This is a genomic window from Halovenus marina, assembly GCF_051414115.1.
Taxonomy (GTDB): Archaea; Halobacteriota; Halobacteria; order Halobacteriales; family Haloarculaceae; genus Halovenus; species Halovenus marina.
The window spans coordinates 1,518,469-1,537,206 of sequence record NZ_JBLKNZ010000001.1; the positions used below are offsets into that span (position 1 = coordinate 1,518,469).

General features: G+C 62.6%; 18 protein-coding genes. 12 read left to right on the forward strand and 6 right to left on the reverse strand.

Annotated features, from left to right (window positions below):
* The first annotated feature begins 25 nt into the window (after positions 1-25).
* From ACMGFL_RS07660 to merB, 4 genes are all read left to right on the forward strand, one after another.
* Positions 26-352, forward strand: coding sequence for a 30S ribosomal protein S10 (locus tag ACMGFL_RS07660; RefSeq protein ID WP_436934945.1), 327 nt, complete (start codon positions 26-28; stop codon positions 350-352).
* A gap of 64 nt (positions 353-416) precedes the next feature.
* Entirely contained in the window at positions 417-1,700 is a 1,284-nt protein-coding gene (locus ACMGFL_RS07665) for an amidohydrolase (protein WP_436934946.1), read from the forward strand.
* Between the two features lie 75 nt (positions 1,701-1,775).
* Positions 1,776-2,603: a 2,3,4,5-tetrahydropyridine-2,6-dicarboxylate N-succinyltransferase gene (locus tag ACMGFL_RS07670; protein WP_436934947.1), complete on the forward strand. Its 828-nt coding sequence runs from the start codon at positions 1,776-1,778 to the stop codon at positions 2,601-2,603.
* Positions 2,604-2,673: 70 nt separating this feature from the next.
* On the forward strand, positions 2,674-3,309 hold the full coding sequence (merB, locus tag ACMGFL_RS07675) for an organomercurial lyase (protein WP_436934948.1): 636 nt from the start codon (positions 2,674-2,676) through the stop codon (positions 3,307-3,309).
* A gap of 26 nt (positions 3,310-3,335) precedes the next feature.
* Here merB and ACMGFL_RS07680 read toward each other — a convergent pair whose 3' ends face one another.
* Positions 3,336-3,968 (reverse strand): helix-turn-helix domain-containing protein, encoded by a 633-nt coding sequence (locus ACMGFL_RS07680; RefSeq protein WP_436934949.1) that lies wholly within the window; start codon positions 3,966-3,968, stop codon positions 3,336-3,338.
* Positions 3,969-4,117: 149 nt separating this feature from the next.
* On the opposite strand from ACMGFL_RS07680, the gene lysA reads away from it, so the two are divergent.
* Together lysA and ACMGFL_RS07690 are read left to right on the forward strand one after the other, a co-directional pair.
* Complete coding sequence (lysA, locus tag ACMGFL_RS07685; RefSeq protein ID WP_436934950.1) at positions 4,118-5,362, forward strand: diaminopimelate decarboxylase; 1,245 nt, start codon at positions 4,118-4,120, stop codon at positions 5,360-5,362.
* A gap of 57 nt (positions 5,363-5,419) precedes the next feature.
* Positions 5,420-5,560, forward strand: a complete 141-nt coding sequence (locus ACMGFL_RS07690) for a hypothetical protein (protein ID WP_436934951.1) — start codon at positions 5,420-5,422, stop codon at positions 5,558-5,560.
* Between the two features lie 29 nt (positions 5,561-5,589).
* Here the strand turns inward: ACMGFL_RS07690 and ACMGFL_RS07695 are convergent, their stop codons facing one another.
* The gene (locus ACMGFL_RS07695; protein ID WP_436934952.1) at positions 5,590-8,592 is read right to left on the reverse strand and encodes a hypothetical protein; all 3,003 of its coding nucleotides are present in this window, start codon (positions 8,590-8,592) and stop codon (positions 5,590-5,592) included.
* 147 nt (positions 8,593-8,739) lie between these two features.
* On the opposite strand from ACMGFL_RS07695, the gene ACMGFL_RS07700 reads away from it, so the two are divergent.
* Both ACMGFL_RS07700 and ACMGFL_RS07705 read left to right on the forward strand, forming a co-directional pair.
* Positions 8,740-9,111: a hypothetical protein gene (locus tag ACMGFL_RS07700; protein ID WP_436934953.1), complete on the forward strand. Its 372-nt coding sequence runs from the start codon at positions 8,740-8,742 to the stop codon at positions 9,109-9,111.
* An 87-nt stretch (positions 9,112-9,198) separates the two neighbouring features.
* Positions 9,199-10,272, forward strand: a complete 1,074-nt coding sequence (locus ACMGFL_RS07705) for a M20 family metallopeptidase (RefSeq protein ID WP_436934954.1) — start codon at positions 9,199-9,201, stop codon at positions 10,270-10,272.
* A gap of 13 nt (positions 10,273-10,285) precedes the next feature.
* On the opposite strand, the gene purB is transcribed toward ACMGFL_RS07705, so the two are convergent.
* Complete coding sequence (purB, locus tag ACMGFL_RS07710; RefSeq protein WP_436934955.1) at positions 10,286-11,680, reverse strand: adenylosuccinate lyase; 1,395 nt, start codon at positions 11,678-11,680, stop codon at positions 10,286-10,288.
* Between the two features lie 111 nt (positions 11,681-11,791).
* Between purB and ACMGFL_RS07715 the strand changes: the two genes are divergently transcribed.
* The gene (locus ACMGFL_RS07715) at positions 11,792-12,106 is read left to right on the forward strand and encodes an MTH1187 family thiamine-binding protein (protein WP_436934956.1); all 315 of its coding nucleotides are present in this window, start codon (positions 11,792-11,794) and stop codon (positions 12,104-12,106) included.
* A 192-nt stretch (positions 12,107-12,298) separates the two neighbouring features.
* Positions 12,299-13,231, forward strand: coding sequence for a methenyltetrahydromethanopterin cyclohydrolase (gene mch, locus ACMGFL_RS07720; RefSeq protein WP_436934957.1), 933 nt, complete (start codon positions 12,299-12,301; stop codon positions 13,229-13,231).
* Positions 13,232-13,259: 28 nt separating this feature from the next.
* Here the strand turns inward: mch and ACMGFL_RS07725 are convergent, their stop codons facing one another.
* Entirely contained in the window at positions 13,260-14,867 is a 1,608-nt protein-coding gene (locus ACMGFL_RS07725) for a GTPBP1 family GTP-binding protein (RefSeq protein WP_436934958.1), read from the reverse strand.
* Positions 14,868-15,387: 520 nt separating this feature from the next.
* Positions 15,388-16,077 carry a phosphoglycolate phosphatase gene (locus ACMGFL_RS07730; RefSeq protein ID WP_436936430.1) on the reverse strand — a complete coding sequence of 230 codons (690 nt, stop codon included), beginning with the start codon at positions 16,075-16,077 and terminating at the stop codon, positions 15,388-15,390.
* A 199-nt stretch (positions 16,078-16,276) separates the two neighbouring features.
* On the opposite strand from ACMGFL_RS07730, the gene ACMGFL_RS07735 reads away from it, so the two are divergent.
* A complete protein-coding gene (locus tag ACMGFL_RS07735; RefSeq protein ID WP_436934959.1) occupies positions 16,277-17,407 on the forward strand; it encodes a serine hydrolase domain-containing protein in 1,131 nt (376 codons plus the stop codon).
* 261 nt (positions 17,408-17,668) lie between these two features.
* Complete coding sequence (locus ACMGFL_RS07740) at positions 17,669-17,866, forward strand: hypothetical protein (RefSeq protein ID WP_436934960.1); 198 nt, start codon at positions 17,669-17,671, stop codon at positions 17,864-17,866.
* Positions 17,867-17,893: 27 nt separating this feature from the next.
* Here ACMGFL_RS07740 and pyrF read toward each other — a convergent pair whose 3' ends face one another.
* The gene (pyrF, locus tag ACMGFL_RS07745; protein WP_436934961.1) at positions 17,894-18,724 is read right to left on the reverse strand and encodes an orotidine-5'-phosphate decarboxylase; all 831 of its coding nucleotides are present in this window, start codon (positions 18,722-18,724) and stop codon (positions 17,894-17,896) included.
* Positions 18,725-18,738: the final 14 nt, after the last annotated feature.

An 18,738-nucleotide genomic window follows, 5' to 3' on the forward strand; every position in this document is an offset into this window, starting at 1 on the left:
AGTCAGCGGCCGTCAAATCGCAGGTATGCCCTTCGTGACGCGACTGACGCTCAAAAGCGGAGACGGCGACAGACTCGACGCCGTCGTCGCTGACATCAAGGACCGCGCCGAGCGAAAGGGGGTCGAACTCAAGGGGCCACACCCGAAGCCGCCATCGAAACACGCGGTGGCGCTCCACAAGGGGCTTCCTGAATCCGGAACCTTCGACACGTGGGACTACACCGTCTACACCCGCCTGATCGAAATCGTCGGCCACGACGACTTTGCCCGCTCTGTCGCAGCACGTGAGTACCCCGACCAGATCCACATCAGCGCCGATATCGAGCAGTTCGACCAGATCGGCGATGGATAAACTGCTGTTCGTATTCCGCAGATGAAGGCGTGTTCTTATGTGGGTTTGTGACGTTGCCCGAGACATGGCGACAGAACGCACGAAGGACTGGCTCGTCGACGTTCGCCGCGACCTGCACCGCCGCCCGGAACCGGGCTGGTGCGAGTTTTACACGACGGCACGGATCGTCGAGAAACTGGAGCAGATGCCCGTCGCGGTGACGCTCGGACCTGACTTGCTCGACGCTGACGCCCGACAGGGCGTTCCGGATTCTGCTACCCTCTCCGAGTGGCTCAACCGTGCCCGGGAGACGGATGCTGACCCGGACCTGCTCGACCAGATGGAAGGCGGGCTGACCGGCGCGCTCGCCACACTCGACCGCGGCGATGGGCCGACGATCGCACTCAGAGTCGACATCGACGGCCTCCCAAGAACCGAATCGGCAGACGATGGTCACCACCCGACGGCAGAGGGGTTCCGGTCGGTCCACGACGGGCACATGCACGCCTGCGGCCACGACGCACACACGGCGATCGGTCTCGGTGTGTTGCAAACCGTCGCCGAGAGCGACTTCGAGGGGACACTCAAGGTTGTCTTTCAGCCAGCAGAGGAGGTCATCGGCGGCGGCAGACCGGTCGCCGAGGGCGGCCACCTCAACGACGTGGACGCGCTCTTTGCGGTCCACATCGGCCTCACCTATCCCACCGGCACGGTCGTGGGCGGCTTCAGCGACTTCCTCGCAGTCGCCCACCTCGATATGGAGTTCACCGGTGAGGGGTCACACGCCGGTGCGCATCCCAACGGTGGACGAAACGCGGTGCAGGCGATGGCGACCGCCGTCGAGAACATGTACGGCATCGCTCGGCACACCGACGGCCGAACCCGCGTCAACGCGGGCCGCGTCGGGGGCGGCACGGCCTCGAACATCATCCCCGAGGAGGCGTTCATCGAGGGGGAAGTTCGGGGCGGGACGACGGAGTTACGAGAGTACATGCGGCGACGGGTCACGCAGGTGTGTGAATCGGCCGCGTCGATGCACGACTGTAGCGTTTCTATCGAAGAGGGCGCGGAGGCACCGAGCGCCGAAAGCGACGAGGAGCTCGTCGACCAGATTGCACGGGCCGCGGATGCGAATGAGCGAGTCGACTCCATCGTGCGACGGGACGAGTTCCGCGGGAGCGAGGACGCGACCTTCCTGATGAAACGCGTCCAGGAGCGCGGCGGTCTGGCAACGTATCTCGGCATCGGAACCGACCACCCTGGCGGACATCACTCGGCGACCTTCGACGTCGACGAGCGGTCGCTTCCGATCGGTGTCGAAGTCATCTCCGACGCAATTCGCTCGACTGCGCGCGACCTTTCCGAGTGAGTTCACGTATCGACGCGGCCGCTCACGCCGCCCGGAGACGCAACCGACAAGTTCGGAGCCATCGAGACCACACGTATGAGTCTCCAATCCGACGTGACCGAACTCTGGGAGCGAACGCAGGAGGATGGCGGCGAGGCGGACCTAGACGATCTGATAGTACTCGACGAGTTTCTCGACGCGCTCGAAAGCGACGAGATACGCGCCGCCGAACGCGTCGACGGCGAGTGGCAGGCAAACGAGTGGGTGAAACGGGGCGTCCTGCTGAACTTCAGTCTGCGTGAGATCACGACACAGATGCACGGCGGCGTCGCCTACAACGACGTCCTCGAACTGTACGACTCCACCTCGCTGGCCGAGCGCGGGTCGCGCAACACACCGGACGGAACCGTCGTCCGCCGCGGCGCGAATCTCGGGTCCGACGTGATCATGATGAGTCCCTCCTTCGTCAACATCGGCGCACGTGTGGGCGACGGCACGCTGGTAGATTCCTGTGATACGGTCGGGTCCTGCGCTCAGATCGGGAAAAACGTCAAGATCGGTGCGAACACGCTCATCGGCGGCGTGCTCGAACCGGTCGAGGACGCGCCAGTCATCGTCGAAGATAACGTCTCGCTCGGGGCTGGCTGTCGCGTCACGTCGGGCTTTGTCGTCGGCGAGGACAGCGTCGTCGGGGAGAACACCCTGTTGACTCCGCGTATTCCAGTGTACGACCTCGTAAACGAGGAGGTCGTTTACGGCGAACTGCCGCCCGAGCGACGTGCGTTCACTCGCTACGTCGAGTCCTCGGTCAGCGACCACGAGATGTTCGAGGGCGGCGCGTACAAGCCAGCGGTCGTCGCGACGGATCTCGAAACCGAGACGCTCGAAGCGACCGAACGCGAGGACGCACTCAGAGACAACTGACGGTGGGTACCTAAATGGCCCCCATAAGATGGGAGTCACGCCGATTGCTGACGACGACGTTCGTACGGATATGGCAGAGCAATCGTGCCAGTGCTGTGGCGACAGAGCACAGAACGCGACAGACGAATCGACTGCCGATCGATGGACACCAGGTGGACCAGTTCTCGACGCCGACCTCCCCGAATCGGTGCAGACAGCGTTCGGCCGGTTTCTCGGACGCGAGTCTGTCGAGACGCTGAGCGAGTTGGCCGACGAAATCAATCAGCACGCTGAACAAGACACAATCTCCGTCGACGAACTCTGCGTAAGCGACGGGCAGACGGCCCACTACGGCGTCGTCGACGGCGAGCGATACGACTTCCTGTGTTTTTACGACGCGGTGATACTCGCGGCGCTGCGAGACGACCCGGTCGAGATTCACACGGAGAGTCCCGAAGGGGCATCCATCGAGATGCGAGCCGTCGGTACCGAGCGTCTCGCGGTGACGCCCGCGGACGCCGTGTTCTCGTTTGGCATCGCAGCGGACGTGGATCCGCCATCCGATGGGAAACCGAACCTCGAACGTGGCTACGCTGCCATCTGTCCGTACGTCAAGGCGTTTCCGGACCGAGCGGCGTACGAACGGTGGGCGCAGTCAGTTCCGGCTGCCACGGTCGCACTCGAACTCGCTGACGCGACCGACCTTGCCGCTGCACTCGTGAACTGACCGCAGGAGTGCCCGTTTTCGGACATTCACAGAAGTTGACTGAAGACGTTTCGCTCGGCCCGCTGCAGGTGTTCGACCACCGTCGAGGGGTCGAGTTCCAGTTCGGACGCGATCTCCTCGGTCGATATCTCGCGTGGCACCTCGTAATACCCCATCTCGAACGCTGTCTCGATGACCTCTCGCTGTCTATCCGTCAGCGCGTCCAGCGGATGGTCGTCCCCCTCGTAGGACCCGAGTTTTCGAAGCTGGGGAGCGACACCGGCAGCCTCGTACTCGCTGATCGTGTCCGAAATCGTCTCCTGCGGGCCGACGAGTGACATGGTGGCGCTCCGTTCGTCCAGTTCCGGGTCACAGGTTCCGACCAGATCCGCCGAGGTCTCAGTGAGACTCTCGGGGAGGTCCGGCGCGGTGAAGGCGATGACGTACAGGTGGCCGGTCTCGGTTTCGGCGACGTAGTCCCACTGGTCGACACAGTCGAGTCCGTCGAGTTGCTCCTCGTCGTATCGCGACTCGACAGTCATCTGCACGACGGCGCTGGTTCCGTGACAGGCCAGTTCCTCGAACTCTCGGATCCCCGCCTCCCGCCCGAGGTCGATGAGCGGTTCGATCCCCATCGCCTCGAACGCCGAGTTGTCGATTGACACGTTCGCTTCGCGCATCGTCTCTCCTGTTCGTCGAACGGGAAGTAAAGAATTGTGCCCAATATGCTGGGCATTCAAATGCAGTGTTTGCGGACGTGGTTCGGATGGTTCGCCCGCAACGAACCGAAAGGGAACCCTTGTTATCCTGCCGAGTCCCTATAGCAGATATGACCGACCAGACGTCGCCGCCGGTTCGACGCCTCGCGGACTGGCCACACGACCGGCTCGAACGCCTCGCGGACGAACACGGGACGCCGCTGTACGTCCTCGACACCGACCGCGTCAGGGAAAACTACGGCCGGTTTTCGGCCGCCTTTCCGGACGCGCACGTCATGTACGCCGCGAAGGCACACACCGGTCAGGCAGTGCTCTCGACGCTTCTCGATGCCGGTGCGGACATCGAGTGTGCCGCACGCGGCGAGCTACAGCGCGCGATCCAGGCCGGAGCCGACCCAAACACGCTCCAGTACACGGCGGTCAACCCACCCAAAGCGGACGTCGAGTACGCAGCACAACTCGGCGAGGATCACCCAGGGCTGACGATCACTGCTGGAGCCAGAGACACCTTCGACAGACTCGAAGCGCGCGGCTACGACGGCCGCGTCGCAATCCGCGTCAACCCGGGGATCGGTACCGGCCACCACGAGAAGGTCGCAACCGGCAAGGACGCGAAGTTCGGCATCCCGGCCGAACAGGTACCCACTCTCGCGGCCGACATCGCCGACAGATTCGATCTCGTTGGAATTCATGCCCACGTAGGCAGTGGCGTGCTACAGGGCGATCTGGACGACCACTGCACAGCGATCGAACGAGTTGCAAATATTGCACGTGAGACGACGCGCGAAGCCAGCGTCGGCCTGGAGTTTCTCGACATCGGCGGCGGATTCGGCGTGCCCTACCGTGAGGACGAACCACCGCTCGACATGTCGGAGGTCGGGGAGCGCGTTCGCGAGGCGGTGGGCGACATGGACGTGCAGTTGGCCCTCGAACCAGGGCGGTACGTCGTTGCCGACGCGGAGTGTATTCTCACGCGTGTGAACACAATCAAGGAGACGGACACGGCGACAGTCGTCGGGGTGGACGCCTCGCTCGCGACGCTCATCCGCCCGGCAATGTTTGATTCCTACCACCCGATCCGGAACGTGACAGCACCCGACCGAGCGCCCGAACCGGTGTCTGTCGGCGGGCCGTGCTGTACGAGCGCCGACGTGTTCTGCACCGACCGGCCAATCGCACGCCCCGAGCGAACTGATCTGCTCGCCATCGGCAACGCTGGCGCGTACGGCTACGAACTCGCAAATCAGTTCCACTCCCAACCCCGTCCGGCGGAAGTCGCCATCGAAGCGGGAGAGACACGGGTCGTCCGTCGGCGCGAGACGCTCGACGACGTCACTCGCGTCGAATCCAACTGAGAAATTGGTAATAGAATAAACAATACGATTTATTATGTAGGCTGTGTACTGTCGGATATGAGCATTCTCTCACAAGAGAGAACGATCATGCCGACCGACGACAATACGACGTACACCAAACACGTCTGGGCTATCATCGTCCTCTGGACGGTCGGCGTCGTCGTAATCGGGATGGTACTCGCACTCTTTGCGCTGTAGCCAGCGACGCCGTTTCAGATGGGACAGCATCACACCCAGTGACCGAGAACGTGTATCGCGCCGACGGTAGCCGTTCCGACAGCGAGTTCTCGGGTTCCGACACCCAGTCCGAACAGGGAAAAGCCAGACGTTCCAGATTCGTCGTCGCTCCTGTCTGACCCCTCGGATTCGACAACGAACTCGACGGTCTGTTCGTCATCCTGCGTTTCGACCGTCAGCGAGTAGTTACCCGCCGGGAGCGAACCGATCGCCTCCCCAATCTCGAGCGTCTCCTCAGAATCACCAGCCAGCGTGGCGTTTATTGTTTGTCGCTGCTCGGCGTCGAGGATGACCGTCACCGTTCCACTCTGCTCCGACCCAGCGGTGTTCGCTATCGTCGTCGTCGCGTTGACGGGCGTCTCGGGGCTGACCGGCGAATCGACCGAGAGATCGGCGACGAGTAACTCGCCCGGCGCTGGTTCGACGGTGAGGTCGACGGTCGCTTCGTCGTTGTCGGTCTGGAGTGTCAGACGATACTCGCCGGGGTCGAGCTGTGCGGTCACGTCGGCAAAGGCGGGCCGGACTGTCTCACCGTCGAACGCTTCGACCGTCTCGGTTCCCAGTTCGGTCTGGCCGACCAGGAGTCTGACCTCCTGCTGACCGCGAACCGTACCGTTGTTCCGCAGCGTCGCGTTCACCGCGAGCGGGTCGCCCGCTGTCACCGGCGAGTCGACAGCAAACGACTCGATAGTGAAGTTGGTCGTCGGTTCCTGCACGACGAGTAACTGCGTCTGGTTGTCGTGGGGTGTCCGCACCTGAACGACGTGGTTCCCGGGGCCGTACGCCCCGTTCGGAACGTCGAAGGCGATGGTCTCTGACGACCCGGCGCGCAAATCGAGTCGGGCGCTATCGACTGGCTCGTCGTCGATGAACAGTTCGACAGTGCGATTGTCTCGGATCGCTCCGACGTTCGTAATTGTGGCCGTCACGTTCGCGGTTGTCTCATTTGCCGTCGTCTCCGAGCGCGTCTCCAGCCGTTCGACGACGAAGTTCGACGCGTCGCCGTCCGGTTCGATCAGATACGCTTCACGCTCGTCGAGCACCCGCTGGTAGGCGCGAAACGTGATCTCCACGTCGTCCTCCGGGTCGATCGCAGAGAGGTCTTCAGTCACCTCGAAGGTGCCGTTGGACAGAATATTGACGTTCTCCGCGACGACTTTCGTCGGTTCCTGTCGCACGTCGAAGATGATGTCTATCTCCTGTGCGATGCCGGGCGCGATGTTCGTCACGCCGGAGAGCGTCGCGTTGCCTGTCTCCAAGATCGGTCGGCCGTCCGCCGTGGTCCGGTTGTACTCGACCTGGGGTTGCTCGGCGGTCAGCGTCTCGCTCACGGAGACTGTCTCCTCCTGAGCGGTGAAGTACGGATAGTGTTCGACACCGTCGGTGGGCGTGTTCTGCGGGTCAAAGGGCGGTGGGAGTTCCGGATGGTCGGTCGCCTGAAACCGATAGGTTTCTCCGGGTGGTGACTCGTAGGAGAACGTTATCTCGAACCGCTCGCCCCCAGCCAACGGTTCCTCGAACGGCGCTGCCCCCCGGGTGTCGATGACGACCAGAAACCGGTCTGCGACTGGCTCACCGACGAACGGTTCGAGCGTCTCGTCGACGGTGGTATCCTGTTGGATCTCCTCCGGGTCCGGAAACTGCGGGTCCGTTGTCCGTGCTGGTACCAGATACACGTCGGTACCGTCCGCATCGAGCAGGTCGACGTCCATCGACCTGTTGTTGGGACCGGGATTGGTCTCAGTGAGTTCGAGTTCGACACCCTCGTGATTCCGCAGGAGCGCGCCGAACTCCGACGGTGTCATCCCGCTTGGCGGGTCGAGCGAGCGACGCGGAAAGAGCGTCGGATTCTCGTCCAGCAACGCGCCGTACAGCCCCGTCGCCTCGATGTCGAGAACGATCCGGTCCCCGATGGCGAAGCGGTCTGTCTCTGTGGCCTCCGCGAGCAATTCGTCGGTGTTGTTGACTCCGAGCGGATCGCTCGTGATCGTACTCGGGAAGAAATCCATCTCGTTCGCGTTACCGGTCGGGTGTCGATAGACCGTCAACTCCTCGATTCCGGGCTTTGTGAGTTCGAGCGCGGCCCGGTCGACTGGCTGTCTCGGGTCGGTGATCCCATCCTCGCGGATCATCAACGAGTTGCCGTCAGCGAGCGCCATGCTGTAGCTTCCGGGCTGAAGCGGCCCCGGGAGCGTCGTGATGTTGACCGCCGCCTGAAAGTCGGCGAGGCTGTCCCCGACCTGCTCGTAATCTTCCGTCTCGAAGCGGAAGTTCTCGAACTCCTCGGTTGCTTCCGCCGGGGTGTCTGCTCCGTAGGTGTGGGTGTAACTGGTCACGTCCCCGTTGGGGTCGTAGAACACGGCGTCGTTCGGCCGGTCCGTTCCGAGCAAGCGAGTGTTGATCCGGAACGTCGTCGAGCTGTCGATGTGTAACACGTCGAGGTAGTTCGTCACCTGGTGTTGTCCGAGGGGTCGGTCGCCGCCGATAACGAGATACGCCTCATCGATGTCGTTCATCGTCACGCTCACGTACACCTGGTCGCCCGCGTTGGTCGAAAACGTCGTGAGGTCGAACTCGGCGTCGTCAGGGGTGTACCGGGGAGCGACCTCGAAGGCCTCCGTCTCGGTGTCGCTTTTCACGCCGGTTTCGACCGTCACGTCGTACGGTCCTGGCACACGGTCGCTGGAACCGGGGATCACCACGGTCTGTTCGACTTCCTTCCCGCTTGTGCCCTCGACGGTGAACTCGTTGCCCGCCACGTCGGTGAACCGAAGCGTAACGTCGTCGTTGCCGATGTCCGGCCCCTGTGCGGTGTAAGTCACCGTCACGCTGCTCTGGTCAGACTGGACGAACGAGGGTGTGACCTCCTCGATAGTGACGGTATTTTCTTCCGCGCCCGCCGCTCCGGGAAGCGCGATCGCGAGACACAGAAGACAGACGACACACGCGACCAGCGAGATGCCCAGACGAGTGCGTCCGCGTTCACCGAACATGGCGGGTTGAACTGTCCCATCGTAGACACAGAGTCGCTATTAAGCCTGTGGGCACATTCTCACTCGTGACAACTGGGACTGGCGACGGGATCGAACCGACACGTATCGCTCCAAAGATTGAGGGTGGGGGCGGTCAAGATACCTTACATGGTCGAGTGTCGGGCGTGCGATCGGTCGATCCCCCAGTCGGCGAACTTCTGTCATCACTGTGGCGCACCGCAAAACGAGGAGGCGGCAGCGGCGCTCGAAGAGTTCGCCTCGGAGAACGCGCCGTCCGGGTCCGGAAGCGTCCTGCTGGACCGGATGGGATATGCGCTCGGCTGGCTGGTGCTCGTCGTCGGACTGGCGCTGTTGCCGTCGGTCGGCGGGGCCTTCGTCGTCGTCGGCGGCGTCTTCGCGCTCCCGCCGGTCAGACGCCTGTTCGAACGGCTCTTCGGCCAGCAGATCGATCAGGTCCCGATGCTCGGGTCCGCCACCTTTCTGTCCGCCATCGGCGGAGGACTGTATCTGCTTCTCTGAACGCCCTCGTCGAGGGCGGACACGGCAGTCACGCTCCGTCCGACGGGATCCAGAATCGCTATCCGTCTGGGCGCGGAGTGACAGCTAATGACGTTCGACCGGAACGGCTTTCTCACGCAGGCAGTCGAGATGCCCTCACACGACAGCGTGGCAGAGATGCGTGACCTGCTGGTCGAGACACTCGAACGCGAGGGGGTCGAATCCGAGCGAGACGAGGCCGGAAATGTACTCGCGAGGCGTGGGAGCGGTGACCGGACGCTGGTCTTGAACACGCACATCGACACGGTCGCACCACACGTCCCGATACGCGAAAACGGGGACACGCTACACGGGCGCGGGGCCTGTGACGCGAAGGGGCCACTTGCGGCCTTGCTCGATGCCTTCCTCGGGGCAGATATCGAGTCCGGAACGTTGGTGCTTGCAATCACGCCCAACGAGGAGACGACACAGACCGGCGGCGCACATCTCGGTGAGACGCTCTCGGCGGATGGGTACATCGTCGGCGAACCGACCGGACTCGACGTCTGCCGTGCCGCCCGCGGCCAGTTCGAGGGGCAGGTCACGATCCGAGGGGTCAACGCCCACGCCGGAAATCCGGGCGACGGCGCGAACGCCATCAGCGCGGCCGCACCGATTCTCGAAGCGCTCGATTCCTACGACCGGGAGCGCGGACCGACCGAACACGACCTGCTCGGGCGAGCGACGCTGACTCCCTCTGCCATCGAGGGTGGCGACGTACTCAATCAGGTGCCCGCCGAGTGTACCATCAAATTCGACCGCAGGCCGGTCCCGCCCGAGACGATCGAGTCGTTTCTGGATGGTCTGCGTGCGCACCTCGCTGGCCGACTGCCCGATCCGTTCGAGGTGACGGTCAGCCCGGTTCGACCCGGACAGCCTGCTCCCGACGCGTTCGAGACGCCAGCGGACGCTGATCTGGTGCGAACGCTTCAGGAGACGAGCGGCGGAGAGGTGCGCGCCTTCGGCGCAGCGACCGAGGCGTCGTACTTCGCCGACGACGCTCCGACTGTCGTCTTCGGCCCGGGCGTACTCGCCGACGACGAGGGACCGGTCGCTCACGCCGAACGCGAGTACGTCTCCCGCGCGGAAGTCGAGCGTGCGGCGGTCGCGGTCCAGGAGGCTGTCGAGCGACTGCTGGCGTAAATTCCTCGCTGTCTCAGTTCTGGTCCGGGATGTCGTCGACCAGTTCGCTCGCGAACCCGGTGTACGCCGCTGGCGTCAGGTCGTATAGCTCCTCGCGCACCGCCTCGGGAACCGAAAGCGAGTCGAACAGGTCGTGGAAATCGTCCATCGTGACTGTCTCGCCGCGCGTGTGGGCCTTGACCTGTTCGTAGGCATCGTCGTGACCCTCTCGTCTGAGGATGGTCTGGACTGCCTCACCGATGACTGCCGGGTTCGCCGCCAGATCATCCTGCATGACCTGCTCGTTCGGGACGACCTTGCCGAGGCCGGTTTCGGTCTTCTCGTAGCCGATGAGACAGTGACCGAAGGCCGCACCGATCGTTCGCTTGACCGTCGAATCCGACAGGTCACGCTGGAGCCGTGACCGGGTGAGATACTCCCCGAGGAATGACAGATCGGCGTTTGCCTTCGAGAGGTTCCCCTCGCTGTTCTCGAAGTCGATAGGGTTGACCTTGTGTGGCATCGTCGAGGAACCGGTTTCGCCCGCCACCGTCTGCTGGCCAAGATACCGATCCGAGACGTACAGCCACATGTCCACGTCCAGATCCAGCAGGACGTTGTTCACGCCACGGAGTGCGTCGAACAGCGTCGCCAGGTCGTCAGAGGGGTTGACCTGTGTCGTCAGCGGTTCGTGTTCGAGACCGAGTCCGGTGACGAACTCTCGGGCAAACGACCGCCAGTCAACGTCCGGGTACGCCGCGCGGTGGGCGGCGTACGTACCGCTCGCTCCGGCAAGCTTTCCGGACAGCGACTCCGTCGCTTCGCTCAGCCGACCCATCTGTCGACCCAGTCGAGACGCGTACACGGCCATCTCCTTGCCGAACGTCGTCGGCGTCGCTGGTTGGCCGTGTGTGCGTGCGAGCATCGAGCAGTCCCGGTACTCGCGGGCCATCGCTGTCAACTCGTCGCGAACCGTCGCAAGTTGTGGACGAAGCACCGACTCCACGGCCGGTTTGAGCAGGAGTCGGTAGGCGAGGTTGTTCACGTCCTCGCTGGTGAGCGCGAAGTGAAGCCACTCCGCAACGTCGAGGTCGTCCGACAGGCGCTCGCGGATGAAGTACTCGACGGCCTTCACGTCGTGGTTGGTCGCCTCGTACTCGCCGTATCCTTCGGTTTCGAGTTGTTTGACCAGCGTCGCGTCCTCGCTGTCGAAGTTCTCGTACAGGCCTCGCAACTGGCGGCGCTGAGGCTCCGATATCGACAGCGGCGTCTCGTCGAGATTGGCGAGCGCGATGAGATACTCCACCTCGACCCGGACGCGGGCGCGCATCAGTGCCCGCTCGCTCACGTAGGGGACCAGCCCCTCGGTGTACCGGGCGTAGCGTCCATCCAGCGGCGAAACGGCGTCGTACGAACCGCGGTCAGTCATACCTGCACATGCTCGACTCGACTGAAAAAGCCTGCCGGTCTCTGTCGAATCCCGCGCATCCCGCAGTATCGCATCCCGAGCGTTAAGAGCAGTTCGCCCCAACGTCCCCGCATGACCACAGTCGCGTTCCTGAGCGTCGCACCGGTCATCGAGGAGAGCATGGCGTCGGAAGTCGCGAAGGCAGTCAAGGCCCTCGACGAGTTCGACGTGGCCTACGAGACGACGCCGATGGGGACCATCATCGAGGCCGACGACGCCACGGAGATATTCGCTGCCGCGAACGCCGCCCACGATGCCGTCGACGGCGACCGGGTGAGCACCTTCCTCAAGATAGACGACAAGCGCACGAGTGACCAGTCCGCGGCCGGCAAGGTTCGCTCTGTCGAGGACGAACTCGGCCGAGAAGCGAAACGCGACCGGGAGTGACTATTCGAGGGCTGCGCAGGCGAGTTACTCACCGTATGCGTCGAGCAGGTGCAGTTGTTCGTCCGTGATATCGCCCGTCGCGAACAGCACGGTGATCTGCCAGTCGTCGGATGAGGGCCACAACCCCGACACCCTGCGTCTGTGCAACTCCAAAGCCCCGAGTTCTTAACCTGGGACGGCCAACCCGTGTGTATGGAGAGTCTCAACCGGATGGCGACCGAACTCGTCGACGAGGCGATCGATTTCGCCGACGAGTTGGCGGTCGACGTCTACTCGCTGGATGGCGATTCGGCAGTGATCGACTGCGGCGTGCGGGTCCCCGGGTCTATCGAGGCCGGACTGTTGCTTGCCGAGATACAGACTGCAGGCCTCGCGACGGTCGGGACCCACATGCGCGACGTCGCTGGCGCGCCCATCCCGCACGTCGAACTGTCGACGGACCATCCCGCGCTCGCGTTACTCTGTTCGAGCAAGGCTGGCTGGGAACTCAGCGTCGACGAGTTCGAGGGGCTGGGGAGCGGCCCGGCGCGGGCGCTCGTTGCGCAGGAAGACGTCTTCGAGCGCGTCGGCTACCACGAGAACTTCGACTTTGCCGTGCTCGTCGTCGAGTCCGACCAGCTCCCCGACGAGGCGGTCGCGAGTCACGTCGCAGAGCTCTCGGAGGTACCCGAAAGCGGCGTGTTCATGCCCACTTACGCGAGTGCGTCGGTGACCGGCAGCGTCGTCGGTGCCGCCCGAGCGGCGGAACTCGCCGCATATCGACTGATGGAACTCGGATACGACCCAGTCGACATCCTCTCGGTGACTGGCTCCGCACCCGTCGCGCCCGTGGCCGACAGTGAGGAGCGCGCGATGGCCGCGACGAACGACGCAGTCGCCTACGGCGGGCAGGCACACCTCGTCGTCGAGGAACCCTTCGACAACTTCGAGGATGTGGTTTCTATCGCTGACGACGAGTACGGCGCACCCTTCTTCGAAATCTTCGAGTCGGTCGACTGGGCGTTCGACGAACTCCCGATGGAACTGTTCGCGCCCGCACAGGTGACGGTGAACGTCGTCGGCGGCGAGACGGAAGTCTACGGGAGCGTGTCAGACTCAGTGCTCGCAGAATCGTTCGGCCTGTAGCGTACCGATCTCGTCGGTGAGCACGGACTCACGCGTCCGGGTCGAGACTGGTGACTGTGCCGACGCCCTTGCTCTGTCCTTCGCGGAACACGAAGCGCTGGCCCTCCTCGATCAGGTAGGGCCGGAACTTGAAGCGAACCGTCGCCGTGCCGGTGTCGCCGGGCAGTAGCTGTTCGTTCTCGGGATAGAAGGCGGCGGCCTCGCTTATCGTCTCCAGATGCACTACTGGCTCGTAGCCCGACCCGATCCGTGTCGGGTGATTGAGCACCATCACCTCGGCCTCGAACTCCCGAACTGGACTGGGATCGGCGGTTCGTGGAAGCAACACCATGCCGCGCTCGATTTCCTCCTCGTCGACGCCTTTGAGCGCGATGCCGACGATGCGGCCAGCGCTCGCTTTGTCGACGCGGTGGTAGTGCATCTCGATGCTGCGGACCTCGACGTCCCGGAATCGGCCGTCTGGCATCGGCCCGAGGAGGAGTTCGTCGCCCGCTTCGAGTTCCCCCGAGCGGATCGTTCCCGACGCGACAGCACCGACACCGGTGACGCTGTACGTCCGGTCGACGTACATCTGGAAGGGTTCGCTGCGACGGGGGTCCTCGGTCTTGGGCAGGTTCTCGAAGAAGTCGTCGAGCGTCTCCAGCCCCTGCCCTGTGACGGCGCTCGTCGCAACGATTGGCACGACCGTCTCGCTTATCTCCTCGCGGGCGGCCTCGGCGCCGTGTCGAGCGACGCTGAGCGGCGTCCGGTCTGCTTCTCTAAGGAGTCGCTCGACTTCGCGCTCTACTGTTGCGACGCGGTCGTCCTCGACCAGATCGACTTTCGTGATCGCCACGATCGTCGGAAGGTCCGTCGCCAGCAGGATGCCAAGGTGCTCGCGAGTCGTCTGCGTCGGGCCGTCGTCTGCCGCGACAGTCAGGAGTCCGTAATCGATCTTCTGTCCGACCAGTCCGCGGATCGTCGTGCGGAGCCACGGTTCGTGCCCCACCGTATCGACGAAGGAGACGAGTCTGTCTGCCTCCTCGACTACGCTGGCGCGGTCGCCCTTTCGGTGGGGGTTGTCCATCCGCACCGGGCCGTCCTCGTCGAAGCCGTAGACGCCATACGAGAGATCGGCGGACAGGCCACGCTCTATCTCGTGGGGCTTGACGTCCAGATAGCTCCGGGTTCCGCCCTGCCCGTCGTCGCGCTGGCCGGTCACCAGCGACCCGACGAGCGTGGACTTGCCGTGGTCGACGTGTCCAGCGGTTCCGACTACGATGTGTTCGTCGTCGGTCATCACGGAGCCTTCGCTGATCGTCGCGACGCCGACGAGTCCGTCGCCGTCGACACCCCACGTCTGTGCGTCCTCGATGTGAGCGTCGGCCTCGTCTGCCAGAATCGAGAGCACGTCCATCGACTCCGAGAAGGCATCTGGGGAGATGCCCGCGATGCCGCCGTCGTCGGTGATCCCGATGACGTAGGTTGCAGTGCCGTCACCGGAGAGCACGCGGTGTCGAAGCTGTGCAGCCAGACTCTCCAGTCGGCCCTCGGAGAGATGCAGATCCTTGGTGAGTCGCTCTTTGAACTCGACGCGTCCACCCTCGCGTTCCCCCTCGTCGATTGCGCGTTCGAGAACGGCCCTGTCCGGGCTCATGCAACCGAATTACGGGCGATTGAATAAAAACCTTCCCCGGGACGAAACTACTGGACCGAGACAGGCGACCTTATCGAGAGCGTTCTTCGCCAGGGTCGTACTCCTCGCCTGGCTCAATCGGCGTCTCCGAGTGAACGATGTAGGTTCTGGCTTTCTGGTATCGCTTGTACAGATACACGGCCGGAAATGGAAGCAACAAAAGCGTGAATACGTACCTGCCGCGGGCGAAGAAGTACCCGGGCGAGAGCGGTCGCAAGCAGAATATTCACATGCAGATATATCCAGAGCAGCCGTGTGACTGACTCCCAGTCGCCGTACAAATGTGACCAGAAGAACTGCTTGAGACAGTGCATACTTCGTCATATTTGACCACAGGTTGTTACTGTTATCCTGAATGAAAGTGGTACGGAACACGGAGACGGCAGCTACGACGTGGCCGGGTATCTCACGTCGCAAGTCCTCCTGAAATCGACCGGACGAGTCAGACAGCCGAATTGAGACACAGCGCCAGGAGTCGGTATCAGTCAGTCGTTCCGACCCACTCGATCGCTTCGAGAAACCCATCCGCGTAGGTCGCCTCAGTGACGTAGTCGGCCGCCGCACGCACCGATTCGGGCGCGTTTCCGACTGCAATCGACGTTCCCACTGCCTCGAACATGGAGACATCGTTCCGGGAGTCACCGATAGCGACGGTGTCTCCGAGCGCGAACGTCATCTGTGTGGCGATGGTCTCGAGCCCCTGTCCCTTGGAGACGTCGGGGGATTTGACGTGGTAGGCAAAGCCCGTATCGACCACGACGAGTCCGTGGTCGGCAGCGATCGCTTCGAGCGGTTCGAGTGGCTGGTCGCGGCTGACGGCCCGTTCGGTCTCGCGCCAGCGATTGATCAAATCGACTGTCCCCCATCCCGAGTCGTGTCCGGCCTCGCGGTAGTCAGCGAGAACAGCCGCTGCAGCGTCCGGGTTCCCGTGAACGGACAGGAAATCTGCCTGCTCGATGACGACCACGCCGCCGTTCTCTGCGATGACGGCCGAATCGATGCCGAGAAACTCACAGAGTGCCACGGGATAGGGCATCGCCTTGCCCGTCGCAACCACGACCGGAGCGGGCCAGGCGCGCAACACGTCGAGCGTCCGCGCGTCGAGCGCGCGGTTCTGGTCGGTCAACGTCCCGTCGATATCGACTGCCAGCGGACCCACGTCCCCGGGGATTGCGGCGCGGAGCGCCTCTGTTTCGTCCATGCTGGCGCTTTGGCAAACGCGTGATTTGACCCTTGCGATGCGCTGTGTCACACTGAGTATCGCGAATCTTTCCCACCGGGTGTCGGGAAATGTAGATCGCAGAATACACGCTTCAGGGTCGGGGACGATACCACCGTTTAACATCCCTAAATTCAAATATTCGAACAGTATGGAACGGCAAGAAGCCAAATCGCGTCTGGAATCGAGGTTACAATCTGCTGTCAAAGACAACTCTGACCTCCATTCCGCGTACTTGTTGGTCCATTCCGACAGCCGTGACCTTCACTGGAACCTAGCCACCGGTCAGACGGAGGGTATCGAAGCCGCTCCAGAGCAACCATACTACGCAGCCAGTATTGGCAAGACCTTTACCTCGACAATTGTGGCTATGCTCGCCGACGACGAGCAACTGCGTTTCGATGACCCAATCTCGGAGTACCTGTCTGAGTCAATTCTCGACGGTCTTCACACGATCAACGGCACAGACTACACAGACGATATCCGAATCCGTCATCTCCTCGGTCACACCTCTGGACTCCCGCATTCCCTCCCCGAAGGCGGGAAGATGTTCTTGAACACTCGATTGGAAGAATCTCCCGAGGGGAACACACTGTTCGACGAGATGTTAGCGGAACCGGACCGGATATGGGAACCGGAGGAGACGATTGAGTGGACAAAACAAAATCTGGAACCGCACTTCCCACCTGGGGGGGACTGTTACTATTCCGAGTTCGGATACAACTTGCTCGGATTGATCATCGAAAGCGTAACTGAGCAACCGTATCACGAGGCGCTAGAGGAGTTCCTCTTTGATCCGTTGGGGATGGATCACTCGTACTTACCGCCGTTCTCTGACCCTGCTGTCGAAAGTGAGTTTCCCACGGCCCCGTTTTATATCGACGAAACGAGGATCGATGTGGATGACGTGCCCTCGTTGAGCGCATTCTACGCCGGTGGGCAGACGGTAAACACCGCAGAAGAACTATTCCAATTCCATCGGGCCTTGGTCGAGGGGGAACTCGTAGCCGAGGAGACGCTCCAGAAGATGCAGCAGTGGAACAAACTGTGGCAGGGAATCGACTACGGCTACGGCATCGTCCGCATCCGCCCATTACCGTTTCTCAAACGCTTCCACTCGTGGGGTGGATTGGGTGCGAGCAGTGCGTTCATGCTGTACAATCCCACGATTGACGTGTACCTGATCGGGACCTTCAACCAGTGGTCGTACATGCGGAAGAGTATGATGTTCCTCCTCCGAACGCTGCGTTCGATTTCGAAGATAGAGCGATCCGGAGAATAGCTTTGCAGGGGATGAAAACCCACGATTTCAGTCCGCAGTCAGGAATCCCAGTGCCAACCGTGGGTTATCAGTGAGTAAGCCGCTCGTCGATACTCCCGGCTGTGTCTCCGTCCATTACTCAGTGATGAACAGTTGAAAGGAAAAACCAATCGATCGCGGGAGTCCCACACAGTACGGGACCCTCGCGAGGGAATACGCTGGCGACACGTCCGATACACCGACGGGCGAGGGTTGAAACGGACAGAGATCCAATAAATCGGTATGAGCGTCTCCAGCCCCTGTGAGATCTGTGGACGCGGAGAGGTCCGAGACACCTGTGACCGGTGTGGCAAACTCGTCTGTGAGAACCACTACGACGAGTCGCTGGGGTACTGCACCGCGTGCGTGGCCGAGGTCGGCCGTGGGGAGAGTAGGGAAGAGGAAGACCTGCCAGATGGCGTCGACACCTATCGGTTTTAATAGAAGTGTCTCTGCATAGAGCTGGCGTCAGCGATACTGGTTGAGACTTCGCTTGAGTTGTTTTGCGGCCTCGCCCGCCGCCTCGAAGTAGTCCCCCTGAGCGGTTTCGCCAGCGAAGATGATCCCCCGCGAAGAGTTGACCAGACCGACGCCGTCTGCGAGCCCGTGTTCGATTGCAGCGCGTTCATCGCCGCCCTGTGCGCCCACACCGGGGACGAGGAAGGGAAGACCCGGAACCGTCTCTCGGATCGATTCGAGTTCGTCGGGTGCAGTCGCGCCGACGACGAGCCCAATCGAACCCGCACTATCGGCCGAATCGCCGTTCCACGTCTCCGCGAGCGAGGCGACGTGTTCGTAGAGCGTTCGCCCGTCTGCGAGTTCCAGATCCTGCAGGTCCGCGCCGCCGCTGTTTGACGTTCGACAGAGGACGAAGACGCCGCCGTCTTTCCGGAGGAATGGGTCCAGCGAATCCCGGCCGAGATAAGGGTTGACGGTGATTGCGTCCGCCCCGAGGCCACCCTCAGCGGGTGTATCGAGCGCGCGAGCGTACTGGCGGGCGGTGTTGCCGATATCCCCGCGCTTTGCGTCAAGCAGCACCGGCACGTCCTTGCCGTGTGCGTACGCAATAGTTTCCCGGAGCGCCCGCCAGCCGTCGCTGTCCTCGTAGAAGGCGGCGTTTGGCTTGTAGCAGGCGGCGTGTTCGTGCGTGGCGTCGATGATCCGCCGATTGAACGCCCAGCGGGGCAGGTCTGCATCGGAGACAGCATCGGGTAGCCGCTCGGTGTCAGGGTCGAGGCCAACCGAGACGACGCTGTCGGCAGCGTCGATACGATCCGCGAGACGGTCGAAAAACGTCATGGGTGCTCTTCGCA